The sequence below is a fragment of the Colwellia marinimaniae genome (genome assembly GCF_002207865.1).
Classification (GTDB): Bacteria; Pseudomonadota; Gammaproteobacteria; order Enterobacterales; family Alteromonadaceae; genus Colwellia; species Colwellia marinimaniae.
Genome location: NZ_BDQM01000200.1, coordinates 1 through 289 on the forward strand (window position 1 = coordinate 1; position 289 = coordinate 289).

Here is a 289-nt window from a genome sequence, read left to right on the forward strand (position 1 = left end):
TGTAAGGACTGCGAGGTCTTGAGCTAACTGATACTAATTGCCCGTGAGGCTTAACCATACAACACCCAAGTAGTTTTGTTGATTGAGACTGACATTTTAAATATATAAAACACGTACTCGTGTTACTTGAAACGCTTTTGAAACATCATTTATATCAAATTTCCAAGATTGCTAATTATCGTCTTGCTTAAGGTAAGTACGGTGATTAAAAGTTTTTGTTTAGCGACCATAGCGCTGTGGCCCCACCTGATCCCATTCCGAACTCAGAAGTGAAACGCAGTTGCGCCGA

At 40.1% G+C, this 289-nt stretch carries 1 rRNA gene; it reads left to right on the plus strand.

Annotated features, from left to right (window positions below):
- Nucleotides 1-218: 218 nt before the first annotated feature.
- A 5S ribosomal RNA gene (rrf, locus tag MTCD1_RS18905) occupies nt 219-289 on the plus strand; the annotation flags it as partial.